A 25,190-nucleotide genomic window follows, 5' to 3' on the forward strand; every position below is an offset into this window, starting at 1 on the left:
ACTGCTCTCCCGGGCTCGCGCTTCCGATCCCAGAAGAAGCTGGGCTCGACTTGGCCACAGACGCTGACTAGAGCAGCCCGATGGCGACTGCCATCGCCAGGAACATGACGAGCTGGTAGCCCGTGTTGATGAGCATCGGAGGCTTCAGTTCGAAGGCGTTGTGCTGAAGCAGCCTGCTGGCCGCGACGCAGAGCCGATTGCCGAAGCTGTAATCAAGCAGCCTTCGGCGGTGCATTTGGTGGACCGTGGCGCCGGATGCGATCTCACAGTTCTGGATGCCCGCTTGTGCCGTCCTAAGTAGTCCTAACCTCGCGGGAGGAGAATCGAGACATGTCCGCCACTGATCCCAAGCAACCGGAGTATCCACCCTGGCCATCTCTCCACGTCAGTTTGCAGCATCCGAAAAACCTGGCTCTCTACGCCCGACGGCAGGCCAAGGTCCCGGACGGCATCCGAGTCATGGTCCTGTAGACAGACGACTATCGCGAGGCTGTCGTGACGGTCGCCGTGGAATGGATGGACGGTGGCCGCGTCGAGCTGGATCTCAACGTTGGCGACAACCCCGATCGGCTCGCCGCGCGCATCGAGGCCGCAGCGCGGACCCTCATGGCGCAGCAGTGATTGGGAAACCGATCTGCTGCGAGGACTCGGCTGAGCTCCGTCTCCGTCTCGCCGACGTTCGGCAACTCGATCACGGCCTCGTTCCCGACAAGAACCTGACGCAGGCGAGCGATTAATGCGCGAGCGTCGAAGTCAGTCTGTCGGTTAACGTGTGAGGTGGGGCTACTTTTCGCACAGCCTGCACGCCTATGGGCAGACGGGGAAGCCGTGCTCCCGCTGCGGTGAGCTGATCGTGCGGGTGCCGTTCATGAACCGCTCCTCGCACCTCTGCCCGCACTGCCAGCGGGTGCCCGGCTGAGGCCCGGGTGATCGCGACCGGCGCTACTTCGTCTCGCTCGGGTGGCTCGTGTGTACCTGCTCGAGGTAAACGGTCTGTCCGTCGACGTAGAACCAAATCCGTGCCGTTCCCTTTGCCGTCGGCTTGTGTTGCCAGCGCTCGTAGGTCGTGTCGCCCCGCACGATGATGCCGAGCGTGTCTTTCAGCGGATAGTTCGTTTCAGTCTTCGCGAGTGGTGTCGCCGTCAGGAAATCCCAGGTGTCGGCCATCGGGTTCCGGATGGTCGCAATAAGGTCGCGCCAGCCCTTCTGCGCTCCGGTGGTCGCGAAGCGGATCTCGTACTCCGACTTCTTCCGCGGACGAGCGACCGAGGTCTCCTTTGCCACGGTCAGGGGCGCTCGACAGGATCTGACGCGCGCAGGTCGTCCAGCCACGTCACCTGATCTTCGCCGAGTCCAGCAGCGATCACGATGGCCGTTTCGCGCCAAGAGGTGAGTTCGGCGATGGCCAGGTGCGGCTGACCGGTGGAGAAGGACGCTCGTGCGGCGTTGACGAGAGCGCGAGCACAGCGTGCTCGACCTTCTGGGGACAGAGCGAGCATCCACGGGAAGGGGGCTGTGAGACGGTCCTCGAGCGGTCCTTCGTCGTCTAGCGCCGCCGCGAGAAGCTGCGCGGCGAGTTCGAGCAGGCGGGCGCGGGCGTCTGATTCGCGCTGCGACATCAGCACGAGGGCGTCGCCGTCCCGACGAGTCACCGTGACGGGATGATTGTCGGCTTCGGCGAATACCTTGGCAGAGTGCTTGCTCAGATCGGAGGATCGCCGGATGTGCAGCGCGGGACCGGTCGCAATGACGTTCATGCGGAACAGGTTATTCGGAACGTGTTCGGAAGTACAGGTTCCAGCGTCAGGTGGGCGCGTAGCGAGAGTGCACGACGAGTTCGCCGAGGAGCGTCGCGACGAGCGTGATGACGGCGGCGATCGCGAGGCCGAGCCAGAGGCCGACGAGGAGGGCGAGCGCACCGACTCCGGCACCCGCGGCGATGAGGACGATGGCGCCTGCTCGACGGATCCAGGGCTGACCGGAGCCGCCCGCGAGACGCGAGTCGGCGGCGAGGCCGGTGATCGTCGAGGTAACGACGACGGTGGTGACGTCCTTCACGGCGAGATGGCGCGCGGTCGCGGCCTGGAGGCCCATCGCTCCGCCGAGGATCCCGGTCACGACGAGTGCCAGGGGCTCGGGGTGCGCGGGCGCGAGGGCGAGGAGGATCGCCAGCGCGGCCAGGAGCAGCCCGACGACGGCGAAGAGCCAGGTGGAGCGGGAAGTCCAGCCCTTCTTCACCGGTCGCAGGACGCGTCCGCCGAGCACTGCTCCGACGATGAATGCTCCAAGCGCGATCAGGGGACCGACGACCGGCAAGTCCGCGACTCCCGAGAGCGCCATGCCCAGGATGACGACATTGCCGGTCATGTTGCCGGCGAAGACGCGGTCGAGGCCGAGGTAGCCGACAGCGTCGATGATGCCGGTCGAGAACGTAAGGGCGAGCATCAGGCCGAGGGTCGCGTCCTCGGTGCGGGTGCGCAGGCGTCGAAGCACGGGAGGTCCTGTCCTGGGAGGGCGGCGAGATGCCTATTCGGTACGGCTCGCAATCGTGACATATGCGTGCACATGGCCGAAACACGAGCTGGCTAGGGTCGGACCGCGCGGACCGGTTGCGCGGGAAGCGGGCGCACATGCGGCAGGCGATGTGGGCGATCCAGCCCGGCGAACACGTTCCAGCGGGGGTCGAGTACCTGCCCGCCGAGCCCGGGGCTGTGCTGTGGGGACGGCTCCCGTGCGCGGCGGATGCGCCGGTGCTGACGGTCGATTCGGGGGCCGAGGTGGTCATTGACACGCTCAGCCACGAGGGTGTGTTGGAGGATCAGGGTCGCGATCCGCTCGCCTTCTTCGGCCGCCACGGCGTTACGCCCGAGGGCGTGCTGCGCGATGCCGTCGCCCTCGCGGCGGAGGGGCCGTTTCGTCATCAGGACGACGGTCCGCACGTGGTCACCGGGCCGATCGCTGTCCGCGGTGCCGAGCCCGGCGACCTCCTACGGATGACGCTGCTGGAGGCTGAGTCGCGGGTGCCCTACGGGGTGGTCTCGAATCGCCACAACCGCGGCGCGCTGCCCGGTGAGTATCCGCTGCAGGAGGGCTCGTTCAGCGTGTTCGCGCGCATGGACGAGGATGACGCAGGCGTGCAGCGGGGCGTGATCCCGCTCGTGCCCGGTGGTCGGCGGGCGGCGCGGTTCGCGCTGCGGCCGTTCCTCGGGATTATGGGGGTCGCCGTCGGGGGCAGGGAGCGCCCCCACTCTGTGCCGCCGGGGCCGCACGGCGGCAACATCGATATCGCGCTGCTCACGGAGGGCACGAGCCTCTACCTGCCGGTCCAGGTCTCCGGCGCGCTCGCCTACGTCGGTGATCCGCACTTCGCGCAGGGCAACGGCGAGGTGGCGCTGACCGCGATGGAGGCGAGCCTGCGGGTGCGGGTGCGATTCGAGGTCGTTCCGCGGGCGCAGGCGCTGGCGGAGTTTGGCGAGATCGTCGGCCCGATGGGCGAGACGGATGAGTTCCTGGTGCCCACGGGTCTGGATGAGGACCTTGACGTCGCTGTGCAGAAGTGTGTGCGCGCGGCCATTGCGCTTCTGGTCGCGCGGTTCGGCATGGATCCGGCTCACGCCTACGCGTACCTCAGTGCGGCGACCGACTTCGACATCTCGCAGGTGGTCGACCTGGTGAAAGGCGTGCATGCGCGGGTGCGGATGGCGGACTTCGATGTCTGACCCACGGGTGACGACGCTGGAGGGTGAGCTGCCCGAGGGGCTGGTCGACGCGGTGGAGGCGTACGAGGCGGCACTGGTGAAGGACGACGTCGCGGCCCTCGCGGACGCGTTCGTCGATGCGCCGACGACGCTGCGGGGTGATGCCGCTCAGGCCCCGGCGCCGGGCCTTGACGCGCGGGTGTGGCGGGCCGTCGGGGCTCCGCTCGTGTCTGCCATCGGCTCCGGACCCCTGAGCGGGCTCGATGTTGCGGTCAAGGATCTCTTCGCGATCGAGGGGCAGCGGATCGGCGCGGGAGTGCCGGACTACTTCGCCGGGGCGCAGGTGGAAGCGGCGACTGCTCCGGCCGTCGCGCAGCTGCTCGCGGCCGGGGCGTCGGTGCGCGGGATCGCGCAGACGGACGAGTTCGCGTACAGCATTGCGGGGCGTAACTCTGGTTACGGGACGCCACCGAATCCGGCGGTCCCGGGCGCACTACCCGGCGGGTCGTCCAGCGGATCGGCCACCGCGGTCTCGCTCGGGCAGGCCGCGATCGGCCTCGCGACCGACACGGCCGGCTCGATCCGGGTACCGGCCTCGTACCAGGGGCTCTGGGGCCTGAGGACGACGCACGGGGCAGTGTCGGTCGAGGGGCTGCTGCCCCTCGCGCCGAGCTTCGACGCGGTCGGCTGGCTGACTCGGGACCTGTCGACGTTGCGGCGTGTGGCGCTGGTCGGTCTGCCGGGGGAGCCTTCGCCGATCGGCGGCTTCGTGGTCGCCGAGGCGCTGCTCGAACACGTGCACGCTCCGGTGCGGGCGGCCTTCACGGCGGCGATCCGCGGCTGCGGAGCGGAGCGCATCGAGCTGCCTCCGGTGCGGGAGATGCTGGAGGCGTTCCGGCTCGTCCAGGCGGCGGAAGCGTGGGTGTCGGATGGTGCGTGGGTCGCGGCGCATCCCGGGGTGCTCGCACCGGATGTGCAGGCCCGATTCGACGTGGCCTCGCAGGTGGACACCGCGACGGAAGCGAGGGCGCGGGCACACGTCGCGCAGTTCCGCGAGGCGCTGGATGCCGCGCTCAGTGGTCGCGTGCTGCTCCTGCCCTCGGCGTCATCGGTCGCTCCTGCACTCGACGCTTCGGCGGAGGTCGTCGATGCGGCGCGAATGGCGACCCTCCGGTTGACGTGTCTTGCCGGGATCGGCGGGTACCCGGCACTGTCGATGCCGCGCTTGAGAGTCGCCGGTGGGCCCGTCGGACTGTGTCTGGTGGGCCCGCGGGGGTCGGATCTGGCGCTGCTCGACGTGGCGGCCGACTGGGAAGAGTAACTCGGCATCAGAACGGCGGTGGAGGGTCGGCGAAGTGCGGCGCTGTCGCGCATGCCGGCGGATTGGGCGGCCGGGTGGTGACGCGGCGTCCGGTGGGAGTGGTCCAGTCGGCCGCGCCGTCGGGGTGCAGGACGTAAGTCCAGCGGTCGCCGTGACGGACATGGTGGTGGGCGACGCAGAGCGAGGCGAGATTGTCGAGGGCGGTGGTGCCTCCGTTTCGCCACTCGATGGTGTGGTCAGCCTCGGCGGAGGCGGCGGGCCTCGTGCAGCCGGGGAAGCGGCACGTTTGATCGCGCAGATGCAGGGCGAGGCGCATTCGAGGGGGAGGGAGGCGGTGCGTCCGTCCGACGGAGATGACCGCGCCGGTGCTCGGGTGCGTCAGGACCGGGGTGAACGAGGCGCCGGCGTCGAGTAGCTGACGGGCGGCATCGGCGGGGACAAGGCCGTAGCCGTCGAGATCGGCGGGAGTGTCGTCGAGGCCCGCGGCCGTGCTCGCTGAGACGGTCAGCCTGACGTCGGCGCGCACCCCGGGAACGAACGTCGGCGCACCCGGCGGGTCGTCCTGGACCGGGGTAGTGCCGGTGACATCTCCGTCGCACACGAGGTCGGCCAGGGCGTCGGCGCGGAGCTGCGCCAGGGTGCGCTCGTCACCGGAACCGGAACCGTCGCCCTCGCGAAGGATGCGCGCGATCCGGTCAAGCCGGGCGTGAGCACCAACAGCGACAGGTGCGGGGAGGTAGGCGCACAGCATCGCCATGCCATCGTGCTCGGGCGTGACCCAGACGGCCCGATCGTCACACGCGCGCGCATGGCGCTCTGCGAGCGGTTGGTCGTGCAGCTCGTCCCGCAGTCGCGCCAGCCGACGACGCAGTTGCGTGGGCGTCAGCGCGGCGGCGAGTGCGGCGGCACGCCTATCGAACTCGGCGCGGGATGCAGCCGGCAGGGTGCCTGCGACACTGCAAATAAGCTGCCCGGCCTCCCAGCGCAGACGTGCCCGCGCCAGAGCCTCGCGCGTGCACGGAAGGTCGTCGACGAGTAGGCGCGCGTGCTCGAGCTCTCGCGTCAGCACTCGCTCGGAGACGCCCAGCGCGACCGCGAGTTCGGCCCGGATCGAGCGTTCGACCAGGTCGCTCGACTCCCGGCGGGACTGACCGGACGCGAACGACTCCGGAGACGTCAGCGCCGCCCGGTACCCCGCGTGCAGGGCCTCGGCGGAGGCGAGGTGCAGCGGGGAGGCGGAGCGCGCTAGCCGAGCTGCGCGGTCGCCGAGCGCGCGAACCTCCGCGTGTCCTGTCTCCGCTTCGTGTGCCATATGGGTATTGAACCAGCGACCACCGACACAGGAGGGGTCACTACCGTTGAGGCTGGACAAGTCGACCTCGATTGGCGCCTGTGGAGGGACGCTGCTTAGGCCGCGAAACACTCACGACACGTCGGTTGCGTACCCTGGACGACTGACACAGCTTTTTCTCCCGGCTCTCGTAGAGGTGGTCCCATGTCTGCGCCCTCGACGTTCCTCCCGATCGACCCGCCGCCGCGCCTGCTGATGGGGCCCGGCCCGATCACCGCCGATCCCCGGGTGCTGCGCGCCATGTCGGCGCAGCTTGTCGGCCAGTACGACCCGTTCATGACGGCGACGATGACCGAGACGCAGGAGTTGTACCGGCAGGTCTTCCGGACCCGCAACGAGAAGACCATGCTCATCGACGGCACGAGCCGCGCCGGCATCGAGGCCGCCCTCGTCTCGATGCTCGAGCCCGGCGACCGCGTCCTGGTGCCCATCTTCGGCCGCTTCGGCCACCTCCTTCGCGAGATCGCCGAGCGCTGCGGAGCCGAGGTGCACGTGATCGAAGCGGAGTGGGGCCAGGTGTTCCCGGTCTCGGCGATCGCGGAGGCGATTGCCCGCGTGAAGCCAACGCTGCTGGCCGTGGTGCACGGTGACACCTCGACCACGATGGCGCAGCCGCTGGAGGAGATCGGTGCCCTCTGCGAGAAGCACGGTGCGCTGTTCTACACCGACGTGACGGCCTCGCTCGCGGGCAATCCCTTCGGCGCCGACGCGCTCGGGCTCGACGCAGTCTCGGCCGGGTTGCAGAAGTGCCTCGGCGGGCCCTCTGGCTCGGCGCCGGTGACGTTCTCGGAGCGGGCGGTCGCCGTGATCGAGTCGCGAAAAAGCATCGAGGCCGGGATCCGCGACGAGGGTGACGCGGTCAGCGCCCATCGCGTGCGCTCCAATTATTTCGACCTCGGCATGGTCTTCGACTACTGGGGACCGCGCCGGCTCAACCATCACACCGAGGCGACGACGATGCTCTACGGTGCCCGCGAGTGCGCGCGCCTCATTGTCGAGGAGGGGTTAGACGCGACGATCTCCCGACATGAACTGCACGGCGCGGCGATGCTCGCGGGCGTTCTGGGCTTGGGCTTGGACGTGTTCGGTGATGTCGCGCACAAGATGAGCAACGTGGTCGCGGTCCGCATTCCGGAGGGCGTGCAGGGCGACGCGGTGCGCGGCGAGCTGCTAGGGGACTTCGGCATCGAGATTGGCACCTCCTTTGGACCGTTGCACGGGAAGGTCTGGCGGATCGGCACCATGGGCTACAACGCGCGCACCGACGCGGTGTTGACGACGCTTGCGGCATTGGAGGCAGTGCTGCGCCGCGCGGGCGCCTCCGTGCCGGTCGGTGGCGGCGTTGACGGAGCGTACGAGGTGTACGGGGCGGCTCGCGCATGATCGATGCCGCGACGATCATGGACCGCTGCGACGAGTTCGCCGCGGTCTCGAGCATGCGTGGCGGGATCGAGCGGGTCTACCTCTCGCCGGAGCACGCGCGCGTGAACGCTCTGGCCGCTCGCTGGATGGCCGAGGCTGGGATGCGCACCTGGCAGGATGCCGCGGGCAACCAGTGCGGCCGCTACGAGGGTGCCAGTCCGGGGCAGCCCGCCTTGCTGCTCGGGTCCCACCTCGACACGGTTCCCGACGCAGGGCGTTACGACGGGATCCTCGGGGTGCTCCTCGCGATCGGCGTGGTCTCGCGCCTGCACGCCGCGGGGACCAGACTTCCGTTCGCTGTCGAAGTCGTGGCGTTCGGGGACGAGGAGGGGACCCGCTTCGGCACGGCGCTTCTCGGCTCGCGCGCGCTCGCCGGCACCTGGGATCCGAACTGGTGGGATCTGGAGGACGCCGCGGGCACGACGCTCGTCGAGGCATTCCGCGACTTCGGTCTCGATCCCTCCCGCATCGGCACGGCCGCCCGCGACGCGCACGACCTCCTCGCCTACCTCGAGGCGCACATCGAGCAGGGCCCGTATTTGGAGGAGGCGGACCGCGCGCTGGCCGTGGTCTCGTCGATCGCCGGCGCGCGCCGCTTCGCTCTGACGCTCACCGGTGTAGCGGGGCACGCGGGCGGAGTGCCGCTCGATCGCCGCCGGGACGCCCTGACAGGTGCGGCGGAGGCCGTGCTCACCGTCGAGCGGATCGCGCGCGAGCGGAGCGTCATCGCGACGGTAGGGCGACTCGAGGTGTTCCCAGGAGCCGTCAACGTTATTCCCGGGCGCGTGGAATTCAGCCTCGACCTGCGGGCCGAGACCGACGAGCAACGGGACGCGGCGTGGGATGCGATCGAGCACGAGATGTTCGAGTCTGCGTCGCGCCGTCGCCTCGCGCTGACGGTGCAGGAGACTCACTCCGCCCCCGCCGTCGTGGCGTCCACACCTCTGCAGGACATCATCCGCGCGGGCATCCAGGCGACGGGCGACGCTGAGCCGATGGTCCTCTTCTCGAAGGCGGGGCATGACGCGATGGCGGTCGCCGACCTCACCGAGTACGCGATGCTGTTCCTCCGTTGCGAGGGCGGCGTCAGTCATCACCCGGACGAGAATGTTACCGAGGCCGACGTCGCGACCGCGCTCGACGCGTTCGAGGCGGCCGTGCTGGCGCTCGCCGTCAAGGTGGAAGCGCACCCGTCGTGACCGCGAGTAGCGGCACGGCTTACGCCGAGCTGGAGGACCGGGCGTGATCGAGGCGGCGGAGCTGATCCGCGCGCACGCGAAGTATCCGGTTGGTCGAGGCGACCCGGCCCCGGCGCTCGGGCGGGCTGAGCTTGTGACACCGACGTGCGGCGATCGGATCGAGGTCCGCGTAGATGGCGCCGCCGAGCAGGTGCGGCTCGCCTGGAGCGGGCGGGGGTGCGAAGTTTCGCAGGGGTCTGCGTCACTGCTGGCAGACGAGCTGAGCGGGCTCTCGGTTGTTCAGGTGCGCCGACGGATCGACGCGTTCCTCACGGGAATGGCGCGTCGCTCGGGTCCGCTCGCGGGTGACGAGGAGGCGCTGCTCGCGGTGGCAGGCAACCCGGTCCGCTCGGTCTGTGCCACGCTCGCCTGGCGGGCGCTTGCCGCTGCGCTCGAGGACGCGGGACTCGCGTGACCGGCTCAGCGTGGCCCGTCCCGGTCGACTCCCGACCACAGGTCGCCGCACTCGACCTCGTGGGCGCCCGCCGCGCGCAGCAGATCGCGGGCACCGGAGTCACCGTGGACCGTCCTGATCAGCGCCAGCCAGTGCTCGCGGCCCAGCAAGACCGGATGGCCGGGGCGCCCGGCGAAGACGGCGCGGGCCAGCACGCCGGGTGTGGGCGGGGCACTACACAGGAGTCGCGCGCCGACTGTCACGGGCTCGTCCGGCAGGTCGACGAGGGTGACCAGGGCGGCGTCGTACGGGGCAGCATCACCCGCGTCATTGTTCGCCGCGGCGAGACCCGCTCGGAGCGAGGCCGAGAGGCCGAGAGGCCAGTTCTCCGCCACGACGATCTCGGCGCTCGGGGGTACCAGGAGGCGCGCCCGTTCGGCCCCGGCGCCGAGCACGACCAGGACGCGCCGGCACCCAACAGCCTCCAGCCGCTGCACCGCACGCTCCACCCACGGAGTCTCTGCGTCGTCGCGGCGGAGCGCCTTCGGACCGCCAGCCCGACGTCCCGCACCCGCCGCGAGTACCACTCCGACCACCGCATTCACTCGATCATCGTGCCTCAGACGATCCCGCTCCGCCCAACAAAGGAGACTGCGTGACTGCCCGCACTGCCCCAGACGAGACTCCGCGCGACGCGCTGCTCGCCTGCCTGGCCGTCCCTCGCTGGGCCGACGAGCTGGCGGCCGGCGCACCCTACGCCTCCGTCGACGTCCTCGTCGAGGCGGCCGACCGTCTCGCGCGGACGCTCAGCGCCGACGAGGTGGAGACCGCCCTGGCCGACCACCCGCGGATCGGTCAGCGGCACGGGGGCGCGGGACGCTCCTCCGCCTTCTCGGCCTCGGAGCAGGCCGCGAGTCTGACCACCGACGAAGCGCTGACCGAGCGACTGCTGGCCGGCAACCGCACCTACGAGGAGCGTTTTGGGCGCGTGTTCCTGATCCGCGCGGCCGGTCGTGACCGCGCCGCGATCGTGGCGCAGCTGGAGCGGCGGCTCGCGCTCGATGACGCCACAGAGGAGCGGATCGTCGCCGAGCAGCTGCGCGAGATCGCTGTGCTGCGCGTGCGCGGGATCGCCGACGGGCTCGTCGGTGAGGCGGAGCCGGAGCGATGAGCGGGTACGCCAGCCACGTGAGTACCCACGTGCTCGACGCTGTGCGCGGGCGGCCGGCGCAGGGCGTGCCGGTGTCGCTCGAGGCGCGGAGCGGATCCGATTGGGAACGCCTCGCCCAGGCGCGCACCGACGCGGACGGCCGGGTGAGCGCTTTCGGACCGGAGCGGCTGAGCGCCGGCGTCTACCGCGTCGTCTTCGACACGGCTGCCTGGTTCGCGGCGGCGGGAACGGAGTCGTTCTACCCCGAGGTCGTGGTGGTCTTCCGCGTCGACGGGGTGGCGGCGCACCTCCACGTCCCGCTCCTGCTCAGCCCGTTCGCCTACTCCACCTACCGCGGGAGCTGATCTGCAGATCGCACTCCACCTACTCCGGAGCCGTGATCGCCTGCCCCCGCACGTGCACCGCCGCAATCGCCGGCTCGCGCAGAGTCATCAGCAGCGCGAAGAGCACCTGCGCCGTCGCCTCCGTCTCGTCGTCCGCCCGAATGCCGTGCGCCAGGACATCGGCAAGCGGCTCCCACCGGTCCGGTTCAATGCGGAGGAAATCGGCGTCCTTTCCGACGTCGAAGTTGCCGAAGCGCTCCTCCTGATCGAGCGCTCGCGCCCCCGCGAGGGTCGCGGTGAAGAGCAGCTCGGCCGGGTGCAGCGCCGCCGCCGCCTCGCCCGGCTCCGACAGATGCACCTTGAACGCGTCGTTCGCCACACGCGAGAGCAGCCACTCGTCGCCCGCGCCGATGTCGCTGCCGAGCGCGATCGTCACACCGGACGCGGCAGTCCGTCGCCAGGGCATCGTGCCCGAGCCGAGGAATTGCTGCGAAGTGGGGCAGTGCGCGATCGACGTGCCGGTCTCGGCCATCCGGTGCAGCTCCGCGTCCTGGCAGTGCACGGCGTGGGCGAGGATCGTGCGTGGCCCGAGCAGCGATGACCCACCGGGCGCGGAGCCCGGGAGGAACAGGCCGTCGTAGGTGTCCAGGTAGCTGCGGGTGCCGTAGGAGCGGAGTACCGCCGCGATCTCGCCGTCGCCGGGGCGGTCGTTCTCGTTGAGGTGGCTGTGCACATAGACGCCGCTGGCGCGGACATCGTCGTAGAGGTCGCCGAGAGCGGCGAGGGTCGTCGGAGTCACGGACAGCGAGAACCGCGGGATGATCGCGACCTGGAGAAGCGGATCCCTGCCGTGCCAGCGCGCGATCTCGTCGGCGGTGAGCGTGAGTGCCTCCTGCTCCGACGTGATCAGCGGGGCTGCGGAGCCGGGTCCGACGGTTTGGATGCCGCGGCCCGAGACGATCCGCAGGCCTGCCTCGCGGGTGCGCTCGAAGAGAGCGTCCTGAGCGGCCGGGAACGCCGATCCGAACACCAGCGCGGCCGTCGTACCGGCCCGGACGCGCCGCCGGGTGAAAGCGCGCGCGACCATCTCGGCGAATTCCGGGTCGGCGAGGCGCGCCTCCGCGGGGAACACCGTCCGGTCGAGCCACTCGAGCAGCTGACCGCCACCGAAGCCGTCGGTCGAGAACGTCTGCGGGAAGTGCATGTGCGTGTCGACGAAACCGGGCAGGAGGAACGTGGAGGCGTCACCGGTCACCGGCCAGGCCGCGTAGTTGCGCGGCAGCTCGCGGTACGGGCCGACCCAGGCGACGGTGCCGGAGTCATCGACGACGAGCGCGCCGTCTGGGACCGAGACAAGCGAGGCTTCCGCCGTTGCCAGCACGGCCCGCCCCGCGATGTGCAGGACGTGACCGCGGTGGACGCCCCGCCTCACACCAGACCCGTGTAGGCGGACCAGGCCGAGCCGGCGGGCGGCGCGTCATCCCGGGTGATGCTCGCCTGGATCAGCCCGTAGGGACGGTCATCGGCGTGGAAGACCTCGTTGTCGTTCTCGACGCCGAACGGCGAGAGGTCGTAGAGGAAGTGGTGCTTGTTGGGAGCCGAGAGGCGGATCTCGACGATCTGCGGGAACTCCTCCAACACCGCCTTGCCCATCTCGAAGAGCGTCTGCTGCAACGCGAGCGAATGCACGGTCGCAAAGCGGCTCACCATCAGCGCCTTCACGCCCACGTAGACCACCTCCCAGTCCATTGCGTCGATCTCCTCCTCCGTCAGCGCGAAACGCCACTTCGCGACCAGGGAGGTGGCCATCACGCGATCATTCGTGGGCTGGAGGATCGTGTACGGGTCGGTGAGAAAACCGTGGAACTCGGAGCCGGTGGACTTGAGGATCGTGAGGTCCTTGAAGCCGCCGGTGATCCACACGTGCCGCTCGTCACCGCGCCCCTCGACGGTGACCGAAGCGATCCGCGTCTCCTGACCCGTGCGCACCCAGGTGTGGTCGTGCTCCTGCCCGCCGACCAGCACGCGCTCCCAGGCGAACTGCTCGATCTCGATCCGCGCGCCGTGGATAGGCTCGTAGCCGTCCACGAAGTGCCGAGCGAGATCCAGGCCGTACGGCTCGATCGAGCGCAGGTTTTTCTCCTTGGCGAAGGAGTACGCGGTCTGCTTCTGCGTGTCGGTCGGCAGCACCGCGGACTGATCGCCCTCGCGGTGCGCCGCCTCGAAGTCGCCGCGGAGCGCGGTCGACACGGTCACGTCGTGGATCTCGTGCCGCGGCGAGTCGCGGTAGATCCGCACGATGCGGTTCTCCGCTTTCCCGTACTGGTGGTCTCCGAGGATGATCGCCATGTCCGCTCCTATCGTGTGGTGGTCGCTGCCGATCTCCCGCCGTCTTTCCGGTTATGGGCGGGGGAGGAGGCGGGCTGGGGGTGAGGTCGGAGTGATGAGGGTGCCGCCGACCCAGGTGGCGGCGATGGCGCCGCGGAGGACGCGGCCCTCCCAGGCCGAGACGGGGGTTTTATGGGAGAGGGAGTCGGCGTCGACACGCCACTGCGCCTCCGGATCGAACGCCACGAGATCGGCGTCGGAGCCCGCGTGCAGCAAGCCCTTCTGCCCGAGCCCGGCGAACGCGGCGGTGGCCGTCGACATCCACGCCACCACCTGCTCAAGGGGGATGCCCCGCTCGCGCGCACCCGTCCACACCGCGCGCACGCTGACCTCGAGTCCCGAGATGCCGCCCCACGCCTCGCCGAAGTCGCCGGTCAGCTTGAGGTCGGCGGTCGCGGGGGAGTGGTCCGAGGCGATGATGTCGATCGTGCCGTCGAGCAAGCCCTTCCAGAGCAGCTCGCGGTTGCGCTCATCCCGGATCGGCGGGCAGCACTTGTACTGAGTCTCGCCATCGGGGATCGAACCCGCATCGAACGTCAGATAGTGCGGGCACGTCTCCGCAGTGATCGGTAGTCCCTCCGCCTTCGCCTCGCGCAGCAACGGCAGGGCCTCGGCGGAGGAGAGGTGCAGGATGTGCGCGCGGCAGCCGGTCTCGCGGACCGACTCGATCACGTGCAGGATCGCGAGGTTTTCGGAGGCAGGCGGCCGCGACTCCACGAAGGCACCGTAGGAGGCGCCCGGCTCGTTCGCACTGGCTTCCAGCTCGGCCGGGTCCTCCGCATGCACGATCAGCAGGCCGTCGAAGGCGGCGATCTCGCGCATCGCCTCGACCAGCTGCTCCCGGGTCAGGGGTGGGAACTCGTCCACTCCGCTCGGCGAGAGGAAGCACTTGAAGCCGAAGACGCCCGCGTCGTGCAGCTCGCGAAGGGTGCCGAGGTTGTCCGGGATCGCTCCGCCCCAAAAGCCCACGTTGACCCGTGCCTGCGGGGCTGCGGCCGCGCGCTTGGCATCAAGGCCCGCCACCGTCGTGGTCGGGGGGATCGAATTCAGCGGCATGTCGATGATCGTGGTGACGCCTCCGGCAGCAGCGGCCCGCGTGGCGGAGGCGAAGCCCTCCCACTGGGTACGGCCCGGCTCGTTGACGTGCACGTGCGTGTCGACGATGCCCGGTATCAGCACCTGACCCTCGGGAAGCACGATCTCCTCGGACGTGCGCCACGGAGCGTCGACCTCGCCGACCGCGACGATCAGGCCCTCGGCGATCGCCACGCTCGCCGGGCGCCGACCGTTCTCGGTGAGCACGTCGGAAGAGCGGATCACGAGGTCGAGGAAGGGAGCGTCGTCGGACATGGCTTGACCATATACTCGGGATGTTTCCTGCGTGTGTGCGCGTCGGCTGCGGGGCGCCGCCGGTTCTGAGGCCTGAAGCCTCCCCCGATTCGAGGAGGCCGTCGTGCTCGAACTCGCCGCCGCCCTGCTCGAGCGTGTCGAGGCGGGCGAGCGTGTTGCCGTGGTCACCGTGACCCACGTGCTCGGCTCGGCGCCGCGCGCACTCGGCTCCTCAATGGCGGTCGACTCGGAGGGTCGGGCGATCGGCTCGATCTCGGGCGGCTGCGTCGAGGCGGAGGCATACGCGCTGGCGCAGGCGGTCCTCGGCGGCTCGGGCAGCGCAGCCGAGCACTTCGGCTTCGACGACGAGGCCGCCTTCGCCGCCGGTCTCTCCTGCGGCGGACAGCTGCGCGTGTTCGGCCAGCTCGTCGACTCCGGGTCGACGGCCGTGCTGGCCGAGTTGCGTGCGGCGCGGGCCGGACGCGGCGCCGCTCTCGCACTGATCGTCGGCGGCCCCGAGGCGCTGGTGGGCCTCGTGCTGACGGGCGCGACCCGGGCGCAGGACGTCGGAGGACCGCAGCTCGACGACGACACGGTGCGGCGGATCCAGGCCGAGCGGGAGGCGAGGCTCGTCTCGGGCCGCTCGGCGACCGTTGGCATCGCCTGCCAGGGAGTGGAACTGGAGGTCGCCTTCGTCGTGCACGCCGAGAAGCCGAGGCTCCTGATCTTCGGCGCGGTCGACTTCTCCGCAGCGCTCTGCTCGGCCGGAGCGCTGCTTGGTTACCGGGTTACGGTCTGCGATGCGCGTCCGGTCTTTGCGACGGCCGAGCGCTTCCCTGGGGCAGACGAGGTCGTGGTGGAGTGGCCTGCCGACTACCTCGCCCAGACTCCGGTTGACACTCGGACAGTTATCGCGGTGCTCACCCACGACGAGAAGTTCGACGTGCCCCTGCTCGTGGCGGCGCTGTCCCTCCCGGTCGCCTATGTCGGCGCGATGGGCTCGCGGCGCACGCACGACCGGCGGTTGGGGCTGCTGCGTGAGGCGGGGGTGCCGGCGGAGGCACGCGCTCGCCTGCACTCGCCGATCGGCCTGGACATCGGGGCGTCAACGCCGGAGGAGACGGCGGTGTCAATCCTCGCGGAGGTGCTGGCGGCGCGGACGGGGGCGTCGGGCGAGCCGCTCGCGGGGCGCTCGGGTCCGATCCACGCGGCGCGCTGACCGCGTGCGATCTGCAGGCCCGCGTGCGATGTGCAGGATGCCTCGGTGCGATGTGCAGGACATCCCGCTCCTCCGCCGCAGGAATCAAGGGAAGACGGCCACCGCTGCATAAATCCCCTGCACATCGAACGCGGAGTCGATAGCACCTCCTGCACATCGAACGCCCCCCTGCTGGTAACAAGCGCGGACCTCGGGTCGCGGCTCTGAGGTGCACGGAACCGAGGTCGACAGCGGGTGTCGGGTCCGGGACGGGGCGATTCGGAGCATCTAACCTCGGTTGCGAACGCGGCGGCCTCGTCACAGAGCGACACCGCGGCCACGGCAGTGCATCCGCTTCTCACCTTGCAGGACTACGCGGTCAGCCCGGGGGAGCCTCGGCGGTGACCGTCGTGACCGGGGCGGCGCGGGGGTGCAGGAGCCGCCAGAGGCGATCGCGGGAGAGTGGCAGCTCGTACGGGCGTACACCGAGTGCGTCGCGCACCGCGTTGGCCAATGCCGGTGCCACGGGGTTGTAGGGGGCCTCGCTCATCGACTTCGCACCGAACGGGCCGAGGTCGTCCGAGGTGTCCGCGAAGTACACCTCGGTCTCGGGCACGTCCGCCATCTGCGGAATGTGGTAGTTCCGCAGGATCGCCGTGGTGACTGTCCCCTCGCCGTCGAGGATCACCTCCTCGTAGAGCGCCGTGCCGATCGCTTGTGCGACCCCGCCCTCGACCTGCCCGCGACACTGCGCCGGGTTGATCACGAACCCCGCATCGGCTGCCTGCACCGATTGCAGGATCCGCACCTCGCCAGTCGGTTCGTGGACCGCCACGCGGAACCCCTGCACGTTAAAGGCGAGCGAGCGCTGCGCACCGTCCTCGGTGCCGGTCGCCGTCACCGGTCCGCCCGCCGCCGTCACGAGATCGGCGAACGCGACCCGGGTGCCGTCCGCGGCGATCAGGCCGTCGTCATCCGGTTCGAAGTCGTCGTGTCCGGTGAGTCGCTTGGCGAGCGAGCGCAGATCGGCCAGCAGCCTGGTCGCCGCGGCGTAGACGGCCTTTCCCGCCACGACCGTGCCCGCACTGCCGAAGGCGCCGGTGTCGTAGCGAGCGGCGTCAGTGTCGGATTGGCGCAGGCGCACCCGGTCGGCGGAGGCTGCGAAGGCGCTTGCCACGAGCTGGGTGTGAACGGTCGTCGTACCGTTGCCGAACTCGGCCGTACCGACCCCGACGGTGAGGAGACCCTCTGCGTCGATGGTGACTGTCGCCTCCGAAAAGTGGCCTCGCGGCGGGATCGTCGCGATCATCGCCAGCGCCATGCCCTGCCCCGTCCGCCAACCCGGTCCGGTGGGGGAGGGAGAGCCGGAGCCGCTGTCGAGGGCCGCCTCGGTGAGGTCGAGGCACTGGTCGAGTCCGTAGGAGGCGAAGCCGATATCGTCGCCCTCGACGTGCGTCACGACGAGCGGCTCGCCGGGCCGCACCGCATTGATCCGCCGCAGCTCGAACGGATCGATGTCCAGCGTGCGCGCGAGGTCATCCATCGCCGACTCGATGCCGAAGATCACCTGGCCCAGCCCGTATCCGCGAAACGCACCCGAGGGCAGGTTGTTCGTGTACACCGCTTGCGCGTCGACGCGCTTGTTCGGCGCGGAGTAGACGGCCACCGACTCCGAAGTGCCGTGGAACAGGACGCCGGGCCCGTGATTGCCGTAGGCGCCCGTGTCCGAGAGCACGTCCACCGCCAGCGCGGTCAACCGTCCGTCGCTTCGAGCGCCAAGGGTGACGTCGACCTGCATCGGATGACGGCACGGCGCCATCGTGAACTCGTCGCTCCGGGTGAACTCGAACTGCACCGGCCGGCCGGTGGCGAGGACCGCGAGCGCGACCACGTCCTCGGTGAGGATCTCCTGCTTGCCGCCGAAGCCTCCGCCGACCCTCGCCGTGAAGACGCGGACGCTCGCGGGCTCGCGGTCGAAGATCCGCGCGATCTCGTCGCGCACCAGGAACGGCACCTGCGTCGAGGTCCGCAGTACCAGCTCGTCGCCCTCGAGCCAGCCAATCGTACCGTGCGTCTCGAGCGCGGCGTGGGCGACGCGGGATGTGCGGTAGCGGCCCTCGATGACCACATCGGCCTCGGCGAGCCCCGCGGCCACGTCGCCGTACTCGCCGTGCAACTCTGCCACCACGTTTGCGTCGGGCCTGGCGATCCGTGAGGCGATCGGGTCTTTCTCGGCGTGGAGGAGCGGAGCGCCGGGCGAGCGCGCCTCCTCGGGATCGAAAACCGCGGGCAGTACCTCGTAGTCCACCTCGATCAGGCGGCAGGCTGCCTCGGCCTGACCCACCGAGTCTGCGACCACGACGGCGACCCGCTGGCCGCGGAACCGCACCACGGTATCGAGCATGCGGGTGTCGTCGGGGTCGTCGAGTCGCGATTCGTGCCGCGCGGAGGAGTAGAGGACGTCGGGCACATCGGCGGCGGTGAGCACCGCGGTCACGCCGGGAAGCGAGCGGGCCGCGTCGGTGTCGATCGAGCGGATGCGCGCGTGCGCATGAGGACTCTGCAGCACCTTCAGGTGCAGCAGTCCGGGCACCGCGACATCGAGAGTGAACGGCTCGCGGCCCTGCACGATTCGGCGTCCGGCCGGTGCGCCGAGCGAGCGGCCCACCTGTGACTCCTCGGCGGAAGGGCGCCCGGTGCGCCGGACGGCGGTGAGCCGCGCCGCCGGAACTGTGCCGGAATCGCCGGACGCGCACGCCCCGGTCACCGCCTCCTGAATCGTTCGGTACCCCGTGCACCGGCACAGGTTGCCCTTCATCAGTCGCGGCACGTCCTCGACCGAGACGCCCTCGAGCGCGGTGGCGGTGACGACCATCCCGGCGGTGCAGAAGCCGCACTGGAACGCACCGGCGTCGACGAACGCCTCCTGCACCGCGGTCGGCTCCCCTCCCGTGCCCAGACCGGTGGCGGTGGTGACGTCGCGACCCTCGGCCCGGTACGCGGGGTAGAGGCACGAGTGGAACGGCGTGCCGTCGACCAGGACGGAGCAGGCACCGCAATCGCCGGCGTCGCAGCCCTTTTTGACCTCGAAGTGTTCGTGGTCGCGCAGCAGCGTGCGCAGGACCTGACCCGGCCGGGGCGAGGCGTTGACCTGCTCGCCGTTCACCGTGAACCTCATACGAGAGTTCCCGCCAGTTCGGTGCGAATCTCCTCGGCGAGCACCCGCACGACCGCGTGGCGCCAGTCGGCTGCGCCGTGTGGATCGGTGAACCAGGTCTCGATGCCGTCGACCGCGTCGCCGAGGTCGGCGGCGGTGGGGGCTTCACCGAAGCGGAGCACCTCCGGCCGTACCGTCGCCGCGGTCACCGTCAGGACGAACCCGCCGTCCGGGTCGAGGCGCCCAATCACCACGGCACCCGAGCGGCCCAGCGGCGAGAGCGCCGTCTTGCGAAACGCGGTGCGGGCCGCGAGGCAGGCCCGCGGGAATTCGATCGAGCGAATCACGTCACCGTGGTGGAGCGTGGTGCGCATGTTCCCGGTGACCAGGTCGGCGACCGGCACCAGCACGTCCGAACCGTCGGCGCGCCAGAGGAGAGCGGAAGCCTCGAGCGCGGCGGCAAGGCTGATCATCGGACCCGCGGGCAGGGCGTTGGCGATGTTGCCGCCGACCGTCGCGACGTTCCAGATCTTGAACGACCCGAGGAGGGCCGTGCAGCACTGAAAGAAGAGCGGATGCGCGGCGTGGCCCGCATCGGGCATCGCCGCCAGCTCGCTGAGTGTGCAGGTCGCCGCGATCGAAAGCCCCTGGCTCGTCTGACGGATCGGCTCCCAGCCCAAGCCGTGCAGGTCGAACAATTCATCGAGGTGGTCGTGGGGGAGCGAGAATACCCACGAGCCCCCGCCGATCACCGCGGAGCGTGGCCCCATCGCCGCCAGCTCGCCGCGCTCGCGCACTACCCGGACGCGCTGGATCGTCGTCAGATCCATGCCGCACCTCCCGTCCACCCTCGTCGTCGGCCTTCCTCCAGTGAACCCCACGCATGTGACACGAGTGTTTCCCCCGCGCTCACCCCAGCGAGGCGACCCACTCCGACGTGCCGTCGTGGAACGCCTGTTCCTTCCAGATCGGCACCGTCGCCTTAATGTCGTCCACCAGCGCTGCGCAGGCTTCGAACGCCTCCGCCCGGTGCGCCGACGCGACCGCGCACGCCAGCGCCAGTTCGCCAACGACCAGCGTGCCAACCCGGTGCATGGCGGCGATCCGCGCCTCGGGCCAACGCTGTGCGATGCGCCCGGCGGAGGCGAGCAGCGCGTCGCCGGCATCGGGATGCGCCTCGTAGGCAAGCCTCAGGACCCCGCGCCCCTCGTCGTGGTCGCGCACCACCCCCGCAAAGGTGACGACGGCGCCGTGTGCGGGGGAGTGGACCGCCTGCTCGCACTCGTCAAGCGTGATCGGCTCGGCCGAGAGCCGCGTGAGGGCGACGGGCTCAGCGGACATGATCGCCGCCGCCGAGCTGGTCGAGCAGATGCCCGATCACCGGGTCGAGCACGTCGATCCCGTCGCGCACCCCGCCTGGCGAGCCGGGCAGATTCACCACGACGGTGCGGCCGCTGACACCCGCCAGCCCGCGGCTCAGCACCGCGGTCGGCACCTGGCCCGATCCGCGCGCCCTGACCGCCTCGGCGAGTCCCGGCAGCGCCCGCTCCACAAGGGGCGCGGTCTGCTCGGGAGTGACGTCGCTCGGGGCGACGCCGGTCCCGCCTGTGGTCACCACCACGTCGATCCCGCTGCCGATCGCGTCGGCGATCGCCTCGCCAACTGCGTCACCATCCGCGACCACCACCACACGGGACTCCCAGCCCCGCCCCTCGAACCACGCTCGCAGCGCCGGCCCCGTTCGGTCCTCGTACACGCCGGACGCGGCCCGGGTGGAGGCGACGATCGCCACCGCCCGCCGCGTCTGTTCCCTGCTCACTTGCTCCTTGCTCACTCGCTCGTCCACGAGCCGCTCCTCCCGCCCGCCTTCGCGAGCACCCGGATGCCGGTAATGACCGCAGCGCGGTCGACGGCCTTGATCATGTCGTACACGGTCAGCGCGGCGACACTGACCGCGGTCAGCGCCTCCATCTCGACTCCCGTGCGTCCGCTGGTGCGCACCCGCGCCTCGATGCGGACCCGGCCGTCCTGCGGCTCCAGGTCGATGTCGACGCCGTCGAGCGCAAGCGGGTGGCAGAGCGGAATCAGCGTCGAGGTCGCCTTCGCGCCGAGAATTCCGGCGATCCGAGCCACACCGAGCGCCTCACCCTTGGGCAACTCGCCTTGCGCGAGCAGCCGCACCACCTCCGGCGTCGTCTCGACGTACCCCTCGGCGACCGCGGTGCGCGCGGTCACCTCCTTGGCGCTCACGTCGACCATGTGCACTGCTCCGTCGCCGCGAACATGCGTGAGCTCGTGGCCCTCAGTCATCGATCCTCCAGATCTCGACCGTGTCGCCGGTCGCCGCGTGGTCGATCCCGACCGGGATATGGATGAGCGCCGTCGAGCGCGCGTACGAGGCCAGCAGGTGCGAACTCGGCCCGCCGACGGGATGGACGAGGCCCTCGTCATCGAGGACCCCGCGACGGATCTGGTGCAGATGTGCGGGCGATTCCAGAGCAGCGCCGAGCCTGGCCCGGAGCCGAGGCCGCTCGGCCGGCACGCGACCCGCGAGCGAGCGCAGCACCGGACGCAGGAACACCTCGAACGACACCAGCGCGCTCACCGGATTGCCCGGGAGCGAGACGACCGGCAGGTGCACGCCCTCGGCCACCCGCACCAGGCCGAGCCCCTGCGGACCACCGGGCTGCATCTCGACGTGTCCGAATTCCGACCCTGCCGGGCCGAGCGCGTCGCGTACGACTTCGTAGGCGCCGGCGCTGACTCCGCCGACCGTGATCACGAGGTCGACCTCCGCCGCGTGAGCCTCAAGGAGCGCGAGCAGTTCGTCGGTCCGGTCGCTCGTGCACGCCGCGACGATCGGCCTCCCACCCGCCTCGCGCACCGCCTCGGCGAGCAAAGCGCCGTTCGCGTCGTAGATCTGCGCGTCCTCCAGTACCGCTCCGGCGGGTCGGATCTCGTTCCCGGTTGGCACGATCAGCACCCGCAGCCGCGGAAGTACCTCCACCTCGGTCAACCCGAGCGAGGCGAGCAGGCCGTAGTGCGCCGCGCGGAGGATCGTCCCGGCGGGCAGGGCCAGTTCGCCTGCGCGAGCGTCGCTGCCCCGGGCGCGCACGAAGGTCGCGGGGACCACCGGATGCGCGAAGGCGACGCTCCCCTCGGCCGGGAATCGCGGCGGATCGACGCGCTCGACCGGCACGACCGCGTCGGCCCCGGCGGGCAGCGGCGAGCCAGTCATGATCGGCGTCGCGGAGCCGTGCGCGTGCCGTGGCGCCCGGTCGCCGGCGGGGATCGGCGCTGCGACCGGCAACGACACGGGCTGCTCGGGTGTCGCGGCGGCAACGTCCATCGCGCGCACCGCGAAACCATCCATCTGCGAGTTGTCGAAGCTCGGCAGGTCAAGCGGAGAGGTGACCGAGCGGGCGAGCACCCGGCGGTCGTAGGCGCCCGGGTCGGCAGAGACGGCGGCCGGATCGAGCACAAGCGTCTCGTGGGCTCCCCGCGTCGCCAACGGAGCGAGCAGAGCCCGCACTCGGGCGCCATGCACGTCGATTGAGCTCATCGTGTCCTCTCGAGCGGGACGCCCGACCGGCGGACGGGCCGAGTCCATCTTGCCGGGTCGCGGCCACTTTCTGCGGCGTAGTGTGAACGGATGAGTACAGCACTGGGGATCCCCGGGATCCGGCCCCGACAGCGCGACGCCGTCCTCCCGGCCGAGCGTCCCGCGACGGGGCTCCTCCTGGACACCTATGGACGCGTCGCCGACGACCTGCGGATCTCGCTCACCGATAAGTGCAATTTGCGCTGCACATACTGCATGCCCGCCGAGGGACTCCCGTTCCTCCCGCCCGCGTCGCTGCTCACCCGCGACGAGATCGTGCGTCTGGCGCGGATCGCCGTCGAGCAGTTCGGTGTCCGCCAAATCCGCTTCACCGGCGGGGAGCCGCTGCTGCGAAAAGATCTGGTCGACATCATCCGCGACGTCGCTGCCCTCGACCCCCGCCCCGAGATCTCGCTCACGACGAACGCCATCGGACTTGCCGGACGGGCGGAGGCACTCGCCGGGGCGGGCCTGGACCGCGTCAATGTCTCGCTCGACTCCATCTGCGCCGAGACGTTCGCGAAGGTCACTCGGCGCCCGTTCCTTGATCGCGTTCTCGCTGGTATCGACGCGCTCGCTCCGGCGGGTCTGAAGCAGACCAAGATCAACGCGGTCCTCCTGCCCGGAATCAATGACCACGAGGCGCCGGAGTTGCTGGCCTGGGCTCTGGCCGGCGGCCACCAGCTGCGCTTCATCGAACAGATGGCGCTCGACGCCGACCACGGCTGGGACCGCTCGACCATGATCACGGCCGCCGGCATCCGCGCCCTCCTGTCCGAGCGCTTCGCGCTGAGCCCGCACTCCGCCCCGCGCGACGGGGCACCCGCCGAACTCTTCGACGTGCGGGAGGCGGGCGGCACCGAGGTTCTGGGTCACGTCGGGATCATCGCCTCGGTCACCGAGAACTTCTGCGCCGACTGCCGCCGCACCCGCCTCACTGCGGAGGGAGGAGTCCGCAGCTGCCTCTTCTCGAACGAGGAGACCGATCTCCTCGGCCCGATGCGCGCCGGCGTCGATGACCACGAGGTCGCGCAGCTCTGGCGCGGCGCGATGTGGGCCAAGCCCGCGGGCCACGAGATGAACCGGGCGGGTTTCGTCCAGCCCGAGCGCACGATGAGCGCGATCGGCGGATGAGCGTGCGGGTCCGCTACTTCGCCGCGGCGAAGGCCGCTCTCGGCCGTGCCGACGACGACTTCGACTCCCTCACGGACCTCGCTGCCCTGGAGGCGCACCTGGTCGCCTCCTCGCCTGCCGCGGCACCGATTCTTGCCCGCTGCACATTCCTGGTGAGCGGAGTCTCGACGACCGACCGTGCGACGCCACTGCCGGCGGGCGCCTCGGTCGACGTGTTGCCGCCATTCGCGGGCGGCTGACGCGGTCCTCAGGCGTCCCAGCCGGCGATGCCCTCCGCGAGCGAATCGGCCGCGATTCCCGCCTCCGCCGCACGCTCCGCGGCCAGTCGTGAGCGCACGCCCGACGCGCAATGCAGCACCAGCGGGCCGGTAGGCAGCGCCCGCGGGTCGAAGCGAGACATCGGCATCCGCACCGCGCCTGGGACCGTCACCGAGCGGTCCTCGTCGTCCTCCCGCAGGTCGACCACCGTCGGAGGCTGGGGTCCCGCCAGCCGCACCCGCAGTTGCGCCGCCGTGATCGAGCCAGCGGTCGCACGCACCGCAGCGACCGGAGGAACGCTCCGCGCCAACGCCAGCTCGCTCCACGACCCATCCAGCGCGTCGTGCAAAAGTATCCGGCCGAACAGGGGCGTCCCGACACCGGTCACCAGCTTCACCACCTCGGCCGCCATCGCCGAGCCGATCGTCGCGCACAGCGCCCCGAGCACCCCGACCGTCGCGCAGCTGTCCGCCGCGTCGTGGGCTTGGGGATGGAGGGCGCGCAGCGTGACTCCGCCGCCCGGCGCCTGCGCCCAGAACGTCGAGAGCTGCCCGTCGAAGCCGAGCGCCGATCCCCAGACGTGCGGCACTCCGGCCCGAGTGGTTGCATCGGAGGCGAGGTAGCGGGCGCCGAACGTGTCGAAACCGTCGACCACGACGTCCCAGCCGGCGACCAGCTCGTCCGCGCTGGCCGAGGTGAGCGCGACGGGGAATGCCCGCGCATCAATGCCGGGGGAGAGCCGCCGCGCGGTCGCCGCGGCCGACTCCGCTTTCGCCAGACCGATCGCGGAGTCGTCATGCGCCGTCTGCCGTGCCAAATTCGAGAGTTCGACCACGTCTGCATCGACGATGCCCAGCCGCCCTATGCCCGCCGCGGCGAGCGCCGTGATCACGGGCGAGCCGATCCCGCCCGCGCCCAGCACGAGCACGCGCGCGTTGCGCAGCCGCCGCTGTCCGAGCTCGCCGATCGGCGCGAGGCGGATCTGCCGCGCGAACCGCTCGCGCTCGGCGTCGGTCAGCGGGGGCCCGGGATCGACCGGCAGAGTCACGCCCAGCCGCTCGGGGAGACGTGGTTGCGGGTCTGAAGCCTGGCTCACCTCCCTAGTCTGCACGCCAGCCGTTCAGGTCAGACGCCGGGTTCGTCGCCCCCGGATCGAGGTCTGGGCCCGGCGTCGAGCGCTGCCCTGTTCGCAACCGAGGTGGAAAGT

Annotated in this window: 28 protein-coding genes; 12 read left to right on the top strand and 16 right to left on the bottom strand. The window is 70.6% G+C overall.

Annotated elements, in window-relative coordinates; translation table 11 throughout:
* Positions 1–67 precede the first annotated feature (67 nt).
* The gene (locus B0H03_RS02725) at positions 68–235 is read right to left on the bottom strand and encodes a hypothetical protein (protein WP_181075030.1); all 168 of its coding nucleotides are present in this window, start codon (positions 233–235) and stop codon (positions 68–70) included.
* 260 nt (positions 236–495) lie between these two features.
* Here B0H03_RS02725 and B0H03_RS17230 point away from each other — a divergent pair, with 260 nt between their 5' ends.
* Entirely contained in the window at positions 496–621 is a 126-nt protein-coding gene (locus tag B0H03_RS17230) for a hypothetical protein (protein WP_258061962.1), read from the top strand.
* A gap of 151 nt (positions 622–772) precedes the next feature.
* Entirely contained in the window at positions 773–919 is a 147-nt protein-coding gene (locus tag B0H03_RS02730) for a zinc finger domain-containing protein (RefSeq protein WP_104264607.1), read from the top strand.
* 23 nt (positions 920–942) lie between these two features.
* Here the strand turns inward: B0H03_RS02730 and B0H03_RS02735 are convergent, their stop codons facing one another.
* Genes B0H03_RS02735 through B0H03_RS02745 form a run of 3 tightly spaced genes read right to left on the bottom strand, consistent with a single transcriptional unit; the run spans position 943 to position 2,493 of the window.
* Positions 943–1,284 carry a hypothetical protein gene (locus tag B0H03_RS02735; RefSeq protein WP_104264608.1) on the bottom strand — a complete coding sequence of 114 codons (342 nt, stop codon included), beginning with the start codon at positions 1,282–1,284 and terminating at the stop codon, positions 943–945.
* Between the two features lie 2 nt (positions 1,285–1,286).
* Positions 1,287–1,757, bottom strand: a complete 471-nt coding sequence (locus B0H03_RS02740; RefSeq protein ID WP_104264609.1) for a type II toxin-antitoxin system Phd/YefM family antitoxin — start codon at positions 1,755–1,757, stop codon at positions 1,287–1,289.
* A 46-nt stretch (positions 1,758–1,803) separates the two neighbouring features.
* Positions 1,804–2,493, bottom strand: a complete 690-nt coding sequence (locus B0H03_RS02745) for a YoaK family protein (protein WP_241560393.1) — start codon at positions 2,491–2,493, stop codon at positions 1,804–1,806.
* Positions 2,494–2,630: 137 nt separating this feature from the next.
* Between B0H03_RS02745 and B0H03_RS02750 the strand changes: the two genes are divergently transcribed.
* Together B0H03_RS02750 and B0H03_RS02755 are read left to right on the top strand one after the other, a co-directional pair.
* Positions 2,631–3,719: an acetamidase/formamidase family protein gene (locus tag B0H03_RS02750; protein WP_104264610.1), complete on the top strand. Its 1,089-nt coding sequence runs from the start codon at positions 2,631–2,633 to the stop codon at positions 3,717–3,719.
* Entirely contained in the window at positions 3,712–5,019 is a 1,308-nt protein-coding gene (locus B0H03_RS02755; RefSeq protein ID WP_181075029.1) for an amidase family protein, read from the top strand. Before B0H03_RS02750 ends, B0H03_RS02755 begins: the two co-directional genes overlap by 8 nt.
* A 7-nt stretch (positions 5,020–5,026) precedes the next feature.
* Here B0H03_RS02755 and B0H03_RS02760 read toward each other — a convergent pair whose 3' ends face one another.
* Positions 5,027–6,331: an HNH endonuclease signature motif containing protein gene (locus B0H03_RS02760; protein ID WP_104264611.1), complete on the bottom strand. Its 1,305-nt coding sequence runs from the start codon at positions 6,329–6,331 to the stop codon at positions 5,027–5,029.
* Positions 6,332–6,514: 183 nt separating this feature from the next.
* On the opposite strand from B0H03_RS02760, the gene B0H03_RS02765 reads away from it, so the two are divergent.
* The 3 genes from B0H03_RS02765 to B0H03_RS02775 are packed head-to-tail and all read left to right on the top strand — an operon-like array spanning position 6,515 to position 9,445.
* Positions 6,515–7,753 carry a pyridoxal-phosphate-dependent aminotransferase family protein gene (locus B0H03_RS02765; RefSeq protein WP_237399415.1) on the top strand — a complete coding sequence of 413 codons (1,239 nt, stop codon included), beginning with the start codon at positions 6,515–6,517 and terminating at the stop codon, positions 7,751–7,753.
* Complete coding sequence (locus B0H03_RS02770; RefSeq protein WP_104354275.1) at positions 7,750–8,991, top strand: allantoate amidohydrolase; 1,242 nt, start codon at positions 7,750–7,752, stop codon at positions 8,989–8,991. Before B0H03_RS02765 ends, B0H03_RS02770 begins: the two co-directional genes overlap by 4 nt.
* 43 nt (positions 8,992–9,034) lie before the next feature.
* Positions 9,035–9,445, top strand: a complete 411-nt coding sequence (locus B0H03_RS02775; RefSeq protein ID WP_104264613.1) for an iron-sulfur cluster assembly scaffold protein — start codon at positions 9,035–9,037, stop codon at positions 9,443–9,445.
* Positions 9,446–9,450: 5 nt separating this feature from the next.
* Here the strand turns inward: B0H03_RS02775 and B0H03_RS02780 are convergent, their stop codons facing one another.
* On the bottom strand, positions 9,451–10,029 hold the full coding sequence (locus B0H03_RS02780; protein ID WP_241560392.1) for a nucleotidyltransferase family protein: 579 nt from the start codon (positions 10,027–10,029) through the stop codon (positions 9,451–9,453).
* Positions 10,030–10,079: 50 nt separating this feature from the next.
* Here B0H03_RS02780 and uraD point away from each other — a divergent pair, with 50 nt between their 5' ends.
* Positions 10,080–10,595, top strand: coding sequence for a 2-oxo-4-hydroxy-4-carboxy-5-ureidoimidazoline decarboxylase (gene uraD / locus B0H03_RS02785; RefSeq protein WP_104264614.1), 516 nt, complete (start codon positions 10,080–10,082; stop codon positions 10,593–10,595).
* Positions 10,592–10,939 (top strand): hydroxyisourate hydrolase, encoded by a 348-nt coding sequence (gene uraH / locus B0H03_RS02790; protein WP_104264615.1) that lies wholly within the window; start codon positions 10,592–10,594, stop codon positions 10,937–10,939. The genes uraD and uraH overlap by 4 nt, the downstream gene beginning before the upstream one ends.
* A 19-nt stretch (positions 10,940–10,958) precedes the next feature.
* Here uraH and B0H03_RS02795 read toward each other — a convergent pair whose 3' ends face one another.
* The 3 genes from B0H03_RS02795 to allB are packed head-to-tail and all read right to left on the bottom strand — an operon-like array spanning position 10,959 to position 14,656.
* Entirely contained in the window at positions 10,959–12,350 is a 1,392-nt protein-coding gene (locus tag B0H03_RS02795) for an amidohydrolase family protein (RefSeq protein ID WP_104264616.1), read from the bottom strand.
* On the bottom strand, positions 12,347–13,267 hold the full coding sequence (gene pucL, locus B0H03_RS02800; RefSeq protein ID WP_104354274.1) for a factor-independent urate hydroxylase: 921 nt from the start codon (positions 13,265–13,267) through the stop codon (positions 12,347–12,349). Before pucL ends, B0H03_RS02795 begins: the two co-directional genes overlap by 4 nt.
* 51 nt (positions 13,268–13,318) lie before the next feature.
* Complete coding sequence (allB, locus tag B0H03_RS02805; RefSeq protein ID WP_104264618.1) at positions 13,319–14,656, bottom strand: allantoinase AllB; 1,338 nt, start codon at positions 14,654–14,656, stop codon at positions 13,319–13,321.
* 103 nt (positions 14,657–14,759) lie between these two features.
* On the opposite strand from allB, the gene B0H03_RS02810 reads away from it, so the two are divergent.
* Entirely contained in the window at positions 14,760–15,854 is a 1,095-nt protein-coding gene (locus B0H03_RS02810; RefSeq protein WP_104264619.1) for an XdhC family protein, read from the top strand.
* Positions 15,855–16,212: 358 nt separating this feature from the next.
* Here B0H03_RS02810 and B0H03_RS02815 read toward each other — a convergent pair whose 3' ends face one another.
* The 6 genes from B0H03_RS02815 to B0H03_RS02840 all read right to left on the bottom strand — a co-directional run bounded on the left by B0H03_RS02815 (position 16,213) and on the right by B0H03_RS02840 (position 22,552).
* Complete coding sequence (locus tag B0H03_RS02815) at positions 16,213–19,011, bottom strand: molybdopterin-dependent oxidoreductase (protein WP_104354273.1); 2,799 nt, start codon at positions 19,009–19,011, stop codon at positions 16,213–16,215.
* A complete protein-coding gene (locus tag B0H03_RS02820) occupies positions 19,008–19,820 on the bottom strand; it encodes an FAD binding domain-containing protein (RefSeq protein ID WP_104264621.1) in 813 nt (270 codons plus the stop codon). Before B0H03_RS02820 ends, B0H03_RS02815 begins: the two co-directional genes overlap by 4 nt.
* A 79-nt stretch (positions 19,821–19,899) precedes the next feature.
* Positions 19,900–20,331 (bottom strand): molybdenum cofactor biosynthesis protein MoaE, encoded by a 432-nt coding sequence (locus tag B0H03_RS02825; protein ID WP_104354272.1) that lies wholly within the window; start codon positions 20,329–20,331, stop codon positions 19,900–19,902.
* A complete protein-coding gene (locus tag B0H03_RS02830; protein WP_104264738.1) occupies positions 20,321–20,809 on the bottom strand; it encodes a molybdenum cofactor synthesis domain-containing protein in 489 nt (162 codons plus the stop codon). The genes B0H03_RS02825 and B0H03_RS02830 overlap by 11 nt, the downstream gene beginning before the upstream one ends.
* Positions 20,810–20,820: 11 nt before the next feature.
* Entirely contained in the window at positions 20,821–21,300 is a 480-nt protein-coding gene (gene moaC, locus B0H03_RS02835; RefSeq protein ID WP_104264623.1) for a cyclic pyranopterin monophosphate synthase MoaC, read from the bottom strand.
* Positions 21,293–22,552 carry a molybdopterin molybdotransferase MoeA gene (locus B0H03_RS02840; protein WP_104264624.1) on the bottom strand — a complete coding sequence of 420 codons (1,260 nt, stop codon included), beginning with the start codon at positions 22,550–22,552 and terminating at the stop codon, positions 21,293–21,295. The genes moaC and B0H03_RS02840 overlap by 8 nt, the downstream gene beginning before the upstream one ends.
* Positions 22,553–22,642: 90 nt before the next feature.
* Between B0H03_RS02840 and moaA the strand changes: the two genes are divergently transcribed.
* Positions 22,643–23,725 (top strand): GTP 3',8-cyclase MoaA, encoded by a 1,083-nt coding sequence (moaA, locus tag B0H03_RS02845; protein WP_104264625.1) that lies wholly within the window; start codon positions 22,643–22,645, stop codon positions 23,723–23,725.
* Entirely contained in the window at positions 23,722–23,964 is a 243-nt protein-coding gene (locus B0H03_RS02850; RefSeq protein WP_104264626.1) for a MoaD/ThiS family protein, read from the top strand. The genes moaA and B0H03_RS02850 overlap by 4 nt, the downstream gene beginning before the upstream one ends.
* An 8-nt stretch (positions 23,965–23,972) precedes the next feature.
* Here the strand turns inward: B0H03_RS02850 and B0H03_RS02855 are convergent, their stop codons facing one another.
* The gene (locus B0H03_RS02855) at positions 23,973–25,079 is read right to left on the bottom strand and encodes a ThiF family adenylyltransferase (RefSeq protein ID WP_241560391.1); all 1,107 of its coding nucleotides are present in this window, start codon (positions 25,077–25,079) and stop codon (positions 23,973–23,975) included.
* Between the last annotated feature and the right edge of the window lie 111 nt (positions 25,080–25,190).

This window comes from Rathayibacter iranicus NCPPB 2253 = VKM Ac-1602, from assembly GCF_003149025.1.
Taxonomy (GTDB): Bacteria; Actinomycetota; Actinomycetes; order Actinomycetales; family Microbacteriaceae; genus Rathayibacter; species Rathayibacter iranicus.

Bases quoted from the DNA above. Each gene is read 5' to 3' on its own strand.
- B0H03_RS02825 (WP_104354272.1), bottom strand. From the start codon at position 20,331: ATGTCCGCTGAGCCCGTCGCCCTCACGCGGCTCTCGGCCGAGCCGATC.
- B0H03_RS02760 (WP_104264611.1), bottom strand. From the start codon at position 6,331: ATGGCACACGAAGCGGAGACAGGACACGCGGAGGTTCGCGCGCTCGGC.
- B0H03_RS02815 (WP_104354273.1), bottom strand. From the start codon at position 19,011: ATGAGGTTCACGGTGAACGGCGAGCAGGTCAACGCCTCGCCCCGGCCG.
- uraH (WP_104264615.1), top strand. From the start codon at position 10,592: ATGAGCGGGTACGCCAGCCACGTGAGTACCCACGTGCTCGACGCTGTG.
- B0H03_RS02820 (WP_104264621.1), bottom strand. From the start codon at position 19,820: ATGGATCTGACGACGATCCAGCGCGTCCGGGTAGTGCGCGAGCGCGGC.
- B0H03_RS02750 (WP_104264610.1), top strand. From the start codon at position 2,631: ATGCGGCAGGCGATGTGGGCGATCCAGCCCGGCGAACACGTTCCAGCG.
- B0H03_RS02840 (WP_104264624.1), bottom strand. From the start codon at position 22,552: ATGAGCTCAATCGACGTGCATGGCGCCCGAGTGCGGGCTCTGCTCGCT.
- pucL (WP_104354274.1), bottom strand. From the start codon at position 13,267: ATGGCGATCATCCTCGGAGACCACCAGTACGGGAAAGCGGAGAACCGC.
- B0H03_RS02740 (WP_104264609.1), bottom strand. From the start codon at position 1,757: ATGAACGTCATTGCGACCGGTCCCGCGCTGCACATCCGGCGATCCTCC.
- moaC (WP_104264623.1), bottom strand. From the start codon at position 21,300: ATGACTGAGGGCCACGAGCTCACGCATGTTCGCGGCGACGGAGCAGTG.
- moaA (WP_104264625.1), top strand. From the start codon at position 22,643: ATGAGTACAGCACTGGGGATCCCCGGGATCCGGCCCCGACAGCGCGAC.
- B0H03_RS02755 (WP_181075029.1), top strand. From the start codon at position 3,712: ATGTCTGACCCACGGGTGACGACGCTGGAGGGTGAGCTGCCCGAGGGG.
- B0H03_RS02850 (WP_104264626.1), top strand. From the start codon at position 23,722: ATGAGCGTGCGGGTCCGCTACTTCGCCGCGGCGAAGGCCGCTCTCGGC.
- B0H03_RS02765 (WP_237399415.1), top strand. From the start codon at position 6,515: ATGTCTGCGCCCTCGACGTTCCTCCCGATCGACCCGCCGCCGCGCCTG.
- allB (WP_104264618.1), bottom strand. From the start codon at position 14,656: ATGTCCGACGACGCTCCCTTCCTCGACCTCGTGATCCGCTCTTCCGAC.
- B0H03_RS02725 (WP_181075030.1), bottom strand. From the start codon at position 235: ATGCACCGCCGAAGGCTGCTTGATTACAGCTTCGGCAATCGGCTCTGC.
- B0H03_RS02770 (WP_104354275.1), top strand. From the start codon at position 7,750: ATGATCGATGCCGCGACGATCATGGACCGCTGCGACGAGTTCGCCGCG.